We start from the raw sequence: 6000 nt of genomic DNA on the forward strand, positions 1-6000 counted from the left end.
GCCTGCAAGCCCGCGCCCCTTCCTCGTCTCAAGCCTCGGTCGGGTCGCGCCGCAGCTCCCACCAGGCGTGAGCCTCGATCCCCGGCTCCGTCGACACCCCCTGCAACCCGGTCCGGCGCCAGCCGTCCGCCTCGTGCAGCGGGATCGGCTGCGCGAACAGGAACGTCACCGCCGCCCGCCGGGACGGGAGTACCACTGCCCGGTGCCGCTCCTGGTACGCGACCCGGTACAGCCCTAACTCACGCCCGACACCCGGCACCTCGTAGTTGGCGAAGCATTTGAGCGTGTCGCCTTCCACCCGGGCCGCCGCCCACGCGGCGAGCGTGCCCCACCGGCTGCCGTCACGCAGCACCACCACCGACCACAGCGTGCCCGGCTTGTCCAGCTCGTCGGGGGTGCCCTCGGCCTCAGCCCAGAACCGCCTGACCAGCGCCGTGTCCGCCCGCAACTGGGCCAGCAGCGCCGCGAAACGCTCGGACCCGTGGGCCACGGTAAGCACCTCGGCGGCGAGCCCCATCGGCGGCATCCCGCCCCGTCAGATGGCAGGACCGAGAAGCAACCTGTCGATGACCGCCTCAGCGTCCCGTTCGTCGTCCCACCGGACGGGCGCGGCGGCGATCTCGGCTGCAACCGCCTGGGGGGTGTGGCCCTTGGCCTCCAGCCGGACGGCGTCCTCCGGGCTGACCTCGGTGTCCAGCCATGCCCGCACGGTGCGGGCATCGGTGCCGCCGGCCCGGAGGTACCGATCCCGGTAGGCGCTGACTGCGCTAAGCAGGCTCATGGGGCTCTCCCTCGGTGAGTTCGCGGGCAGTTGATCGTCACAGGTCATCCGGGGGGTCGAAGCCCCACGGATCGCCGTCGAGGTACTCGCCCACGGTCATGCCTTGCGCCTCCGCCCGGTCGGTCACCAAATCCCGGTAGGTGTAGGGCGGCTCGTCGGGGTCCGGCGCCGACTCGGCCTCCGGATCGTGGGGCACGACGTCGTCCCACGCGTGGGCAACGCCATCTTCATCGACGTACATCTCGTCCACGGTCTCAGTCCTTTCCGGTCCACTTGCGGGCCGTGACGCGGGTGATGCCGGCCAGGCCAGCCACCAGATCGTCGGGCAGTTCGGTCATGCCGGCGACCTGGCGTCGGATCTGCTGCTCGACCTGCTCGCGCTGCCGCCTGAGGTCGGCCAGTTCGGCGAGCCGGGTCGCCCACTCCCGCACTGTCGCCTCGGACCACAGCGACCGGTAGCCGTCGTGGCCGCACGGCGCCGGGTAGCCCTTGATGCCGCGGGTGGCGTTGCGCATCCAGGTGTCGATGGTGATTCCGTGGCCGGGGCAGATCCGCCCGACCAGTTCTAGGGCCTGGTCGCGGGTGAGGCCGTCGTCGTCACGGGCTGCCTGTGAGGTCGGGAGGTCGGTTCCGTCGTCGGCGATCGGGTACCAGCCGTCGAGCTTGCGGGCCTCCCACTCCAGCACTTTATGGATGGAGGGTTCCGGGTCGAGTCCGTGCCACTTCCACCATGAGTCGTGGATGCGGGTTTCCGGCTGGTCGGGGTCACCGGCCAGCATCGGCAGGTACTCCGGCGCGCACATTTCCCGGGCGGGCCGGACGGACTTGATGCGGATTCGGGGTAGTTCGGCTTGGGCGATGGCTTCGGCGACCGCGCGGGCCTTGGGTGTGAGGGTGTTGAGGTCGATGGTGTGTTTCGTGCCGGGTTCGTCGCCGGGCATTGTGAGCGTGATGGCGGTCATGCATAGGACTATACATGACTGAGGTGTATAGGACTAGACATGACGCGCCAGTCAGGTCAGCACCAGGTACGCGCCACTCCCGGCACCGGCCGCGAGGAGCAGCCACCACACGACCCGCTCCGCCCTGCCGCCCGTCTTGAACCGCAACCACCGCGGCGACCCCACCACCGCCCACCGGCAGCCCCGGATCCGCAGCGGCCACCACAACGGAACTGCGCTCAACGTGGCCGCGTCCCCGAGGCAGTGCGCCAGCATCCCCCACGCCACCGGCACACCGATCCACCACCAGCCCGGACCGCCCTGCGCGGCGACCGCGCCCACCGCGACGGCGACGACCAGCACCCCGTAGCCGCCCCGACGGCGACGGCGGGACAGCAGTCCCCGGGCGGCGAGCGCGGCCGACACCGCCACCACCGGCACGCCGGCCGCCGCTCCGAGCTGCCAGCCGGCCACCCCGAACAGCACCCCGACGACGACAGCGAACGCCGCGGTGTGGGTGAGCGCCCTGTGCCCGTCGGCGTCCCCGTCACAACACGAGCAGGTCACCCGCGACACCCAACGCGAGAGGGCGGCGGTCACCCAGGACGCGCCGCCGGTGACCGGGCCGAGCGACACCGACGCCGTTGACCGTGGATGGTCCAGGTCGGGCACGAGTGCCCAGCCGGCGGCCACGATCGCCCCGGCCGTGGCGACGGCGCCGGGCACCGACTGGCCGGCGAGCCCGAGCGCGGCGCAGCCGGCCAGCCAGCCCACCGCCCCGCTCGCCGCGTGCGTCCGGCCCATCATGGAGACACACCGCCCGTAACGGCACTGCTACTCGATGTCGTACCCGTATGCGACACTGCACCCATGGCGACGTACGACCGTGATGCAGACCGCCAGCGGTGGCTGGAGCGGTTGACTGCGGCCGTCACCGAGGCCGCCCACAGCGGTGCCACGCCCGAGGAGCTGGAGGCGGCGTTCGAGGCCGGCAGGCGGGCGGCGGAGGTTCGCGCCCAGCAGCTGTCCGGTGTGCCCGCGCCGCGCCGCGCCGAGCAGCGGGCGGAGGACCGGGCGGCATTCGTGCCGCCGCCCGGCTCCGCGCTCGCCGCACTGATGAAGCGCACCGCCGGCCTCACCCGCTGACCCGCAGCCGGTAGTAGGGGCCCTTCGTACCCGAGTCGTCGCGCTCTACCTCACCTTGGTCGCGCAGCGTCCCCAGTACCTGGCCGCTGCGCGACCGCCCCACCTCGATGCCCGTCTCGTCGCGGATCCGGTGCCGGATCTCCGCGTCGGTCAGCCACTCGTCGCCGGCCTGCCGCAGCACCATCCTGATCAGCTCACGGACTGAGGTCTGCACCCCGTCGTGGGTGGCCACGGGCACCAGATCGGTGCCTGGCACGGCCGGGGCGGGTGCCGGCCGGGCGAACACGTCCATGGGACCGACCTCCCGCTCCCGCTGTGCCGGCACCACGGGCGCGGCCGGGGCGGCCGAGGCGGGAGACTCGGCAACCTGCTCGGGCTCCCGGTGGCGGGAGAACTGGCGCGCTTCCAGAAGGAACCTCTCCGCCATGCTGCCGGGCTCGGCCGCCGTCGGCCGGTCAGGGACGTGCATCTGCTCCGGCTCGTCGGCGAACTCGGGCACTTCCTCACCGCGCAGCTCGGCCAGCTTGTGGGCCTGCCGGTCCCAGCGGCCGGAGTAGGCGCGGCCCGCCTCGACGTCCCGCATCACCGGGTGGCGGGCAATGTCGGGTAGGTCGCGGGGGTCCTTGTCATCGAGCACTTCTCGAACCGTCAGTCGGGCGGCGACCTTCTGCGCCCGGTCGTCCATGTCGGGCCGCAGGTGTGCGGTGGCGATCGAGTGTCGGTCGATCATTGAGAGCGAAACTCGTTCTGTCTTGGTGTGGATCACCTGTTCGCCCTGCTCTGGCAGCCGGATGAACATGCTGCCGTTGTGCATCGGCCCGGTGTAGCGGGGATTCGTTTCGAGGATGTGCCCGTACTCGGCCTGCATGTTCATCCGCAGGCACGTCATGACGCCCATTGCGGACTTGAGTGCCCGGTCCAGCGTGTCCGAGGTGCCCCGCAGGATCGACATGACGACGCGGATGCCCTCGGCGCGGGCGATCTGCGCGGTGCTGGTGATGCCTTCCTTCGCCAGGCGCACGATGAGGGCGGTGGACTGTGAGAACTCGGCTCCCTCGTCGGTGATGATGATGATGGCGGGCAGCTTCTCGTCCACGGGCAGGACGTCGTTGTCGGCGTCTTTCTTCCGCCGCCGCGCCTCCGGGTTGATCTTCCGGTCCTTCGCGATGGCCTGCGCAGCAGCAACCATCACCGCGGCCTCGTAGGCGTTGGTCGCCACCCAGTCCACCGTTGGTTTCGGAGCGTCACCGCGTGCCCACGCCTCAACCCACGGCCAGGCCAAGCCGCCGCCGTTGAGGTCGGCGACCCAGATCAGGGAATCGGACCACCGGGCCATCCGCATGACCAGCCGGTGCAAGAACGTCGTCTTGCCCGCACCCGGCATCCCACCAACCATCATCGACTTCTCGCGCAGCGTCGCCTCGACGTACTCGCCGCGGGGTGTGCGGGCCAGCGGAACCGGCTCGTAAATCGAGGATCGGGTGGTCTCCTCCTTCACCCACGACTCATCGAGCAGGCAGTCCCGCTTCATGGCGTCCAAGATGACGAGCCCCTGGTGGGCGCCCGGTAGCGCGCGGATGGTGCAGCCGGGCAGCAGCTTTGCTCGGGCCGCGATGGTCGGACAGGCGTGGGCGACGGTGTCCAACGTCTTGTCGTCGGGAAGTTCGATGACGATCTGCTCGCCGTCGTCCTGCTTGTCCCATGGGATCACCTGGAGTACCGGCACTGGCTGCTTGAGGGCACGTTGCAGCACGTTGGCCCAGAACGCCTCCCGGGCGGTCGGCGGCCCAGCAGCCGGAAGCACTTCGCCGGTCAACGGCTGCTGCGCGGTGCGGATCATCCATTCAGCGGGCGCCAGCCACTTCTCCAGCACGCCGACGACGGCGGCACCGATCCCGAACACGATGAGCGCTGTCGGCGACCAGCCAGCGACTGTGATGTACGCCGTCCAGGAACCACATGCCACCGCCGTGACCGCCCGGTGCGGGGCGGCTTTGGCCCTGTCGCCGACCACGCTGGCGAGGGCTGCGAGGCCAGCGGAGAGGAGGCTGCCGCCGAGCGCAATCGCCCACGCCCACGCGACCGCACCCGTTGCGGCACCCTTCCACAGGATGCCGGCCACGATGAGTACCGCGGTCATCCAGGCGACCAGCCATCGGGCGCCGCCGTCGCGGATCAGCACCCGCTCCGGCGCCGCCTGCTGTTTCCTCTCCGCTGTCGTCGTCATCGCGCGCTCAGGTGTCGCTCTGGGCGTAGGACACGTCGGCCTTCATCTCCCGGTGCACGCCGCCGCGCTCGCCTTCCAGGCGGCGCTCGTCACCGTCGTGGCGGCTCTTGTACATGCCGGGCAGCGCGTCGGCCTTCACCGCCGCGCTGCGCAGGCGAGCCAGCGCCGACTCGTGATCGGCCACCGCCTGCTCCAGCTCCCGCTGCACGACCTCGACCTCCGCGACCACGGCAGGGTCGGCGGGCAAGTCGTTCTGGCCAGCCGTGACGAGGTCACCCACGGCCTTGTTGACTGCGGACAGAAGGTCCGCCTGGCGGGGCATCGCCTCAGTGGCCTCTTCGATGACGCGTCCGACTGCGCCGATGCTGCGGCCCCATCCTTGGAGGCTGACGTCGTCTCCCATGTTGTTGTTCCTTCCTCGCTGGCCCCCGGATCGGGGCGTGTGGTTACTGGGTGGCGGCGTTTGGCCGCCGTCGCGTGCTCTTGCCTCCGTGGCCACTTCGGCGACCGCCTCGCGTGTCACCCAAGGCACCCGTCGCGGGGTGAACCGGGCAGCCTCCCCGGCCTCGTCGGGTGTCCGCGCCGGCTCGGCTGCCGGCTTTGTCGGCTGCTGCTCTGCGGGCTTTCGCCCGTCAGGTGCGGGAGCCTCTCGCCGGCTGCGCTGCCCGTCGCCCGCACGCCGCTGGTTGCCGGCTTCGTCGCCGCTCCCTCGGCTTTCGCGGCTGGTGCCACTGCCCGGCTCTTGGTCGGTGTCGTTGCCGTGGAGGCCGGCGAGGAACGCATCCTTCGTCCGACCCCAGAAGCCCGTCCCGGTGCCGCCGCTGTGCGTCGCGGTGGTGGTGTCCTGCCCGCCGTTCCGGTTTCGGCCGCCTCGCTTGCCCCGTCGGGTCGGCTTGGGTCCGCCG

8 protein-coding genes are annotated in these 6000 nt (G+C 71.1%); 1 reads left to right on the forward strand and 7 read right to left on the reverse strand.

All coding sequences use genetic code 11. The annotated features are described in order from the left end of the window. Window positions 1-28 precede the first annotated feature (28 nt). The 5 genes from C1I95_RS14830 to C1I95_RS14850 are packed head-to-tail and all read right to left on the reverse strand — an operon-like array spanning window position 29 to window position 2529. Window positions 29-490 carry a hypothetical protein gene (locus tag C1I95_RS14830; RefSeq protein WP_146605725.1) on the reverse strand — a complete coding sequence of 154 codons (462 nt, stop codon included), beginning with the start codon at window positions 488-490 and terminating at the stop codon, window positions 29-31. A 45-nt stretch (window positions 491-535) separates the two neighbouring features. Next, window positions 536-781: a hypothetical protein gene (locus C1I95_RS14835; protein ID WP_111214414.1), complete on the reverse strand. Its 246-nt coding sequence runs from the start codon at window positions 779-781 to the stop codon at window positions 536-538. Between the two features lie 37 nt (window positions 782-818). Further along, complete coding sequence (locus tag C1I95_RS14840) at window positions 819-1031, reverse strand: hypothetical protein (protein ID WP_111214415.1); 213 nt, start codon at window positions 1029-1031, stop codon at window positions 819-821. 4 nt (window positions 1032-1035) lie between these two features. After that, window positions 1036-1743 (reverse strand): hypothetical protein, encoded by a 708-nt coding sequence (locus C1I95_RS14845; protein WP_111214416.1) that lies wholly within the window; start codon window positions 1741-1743, stop codon window positions 1036-1038. Between the two features lie 51 nt (window positions 1744-1794). After that, a complete protein-coding gene (locus tag C1I95_RS14850; protein ID WP_233513676.1) occupies window positions 1795-2529 on the reverse strand; it encodes a metal-dependent hydrolase in 735 nt (244 codons plus the stop codon). A gap of 63 nt (window positions 2530-2592) precedes the next feature. Between C1I95_RS14850 and C1I95_RS14855 the strand changes: the two genes are divergently transcribed. Further along, the gene (locus tag C1I95_RS14855; RefSeq protein ID WP_111214418.1) at window positions 2593-2868 is read left to right on the forward strand and encodes a hypothetical protein; all 276 of its coding nucleotides are present in this window, start codon (window positions 2593-2595) and stop codon (window positions 2866-2868) included. On the opposite strand, the gene C1I95_RS14860 is transcribed toward C1I95_RS14855, so the two are convergent. After that, a complete protein-coding gene (locus C1I95_RS14860) occupies window positions 2858-5095 on the reverse strand; it encodes a hypothetical protein (protein WP_146605726.1) in 2238 nt (745 codons plus the stop codon). The genes C1I95_RS14855 and C1I95_RS14860 overlap by 11 nt on opposite strands. Window positions 5096-5102: 7 nt before the next feature. Continuing rightward, window positions 5103-5498, reverse strand: a complete 396-nt coding sequence (locus C1I95_RS14865; RefSeq protein WP_146605727.1) for a hypothetical protein — start codon at window positions 5496-5498, stop codon at window positions 5103-5105. Window positions 5499-6000 lie beyond the last annotated feature (502 nt).

This window comes from Micromonospora craterilacus, assembly GCF_003236315.1.
In the GTDB taxonomy this organism is placed as follows: domain Bacteria; phylum Actinomycetota; class Actinomycetes; order Mycobacteriales; family Micromonosporaceae; genus Micromonospora; species Micromonospora craterilacus.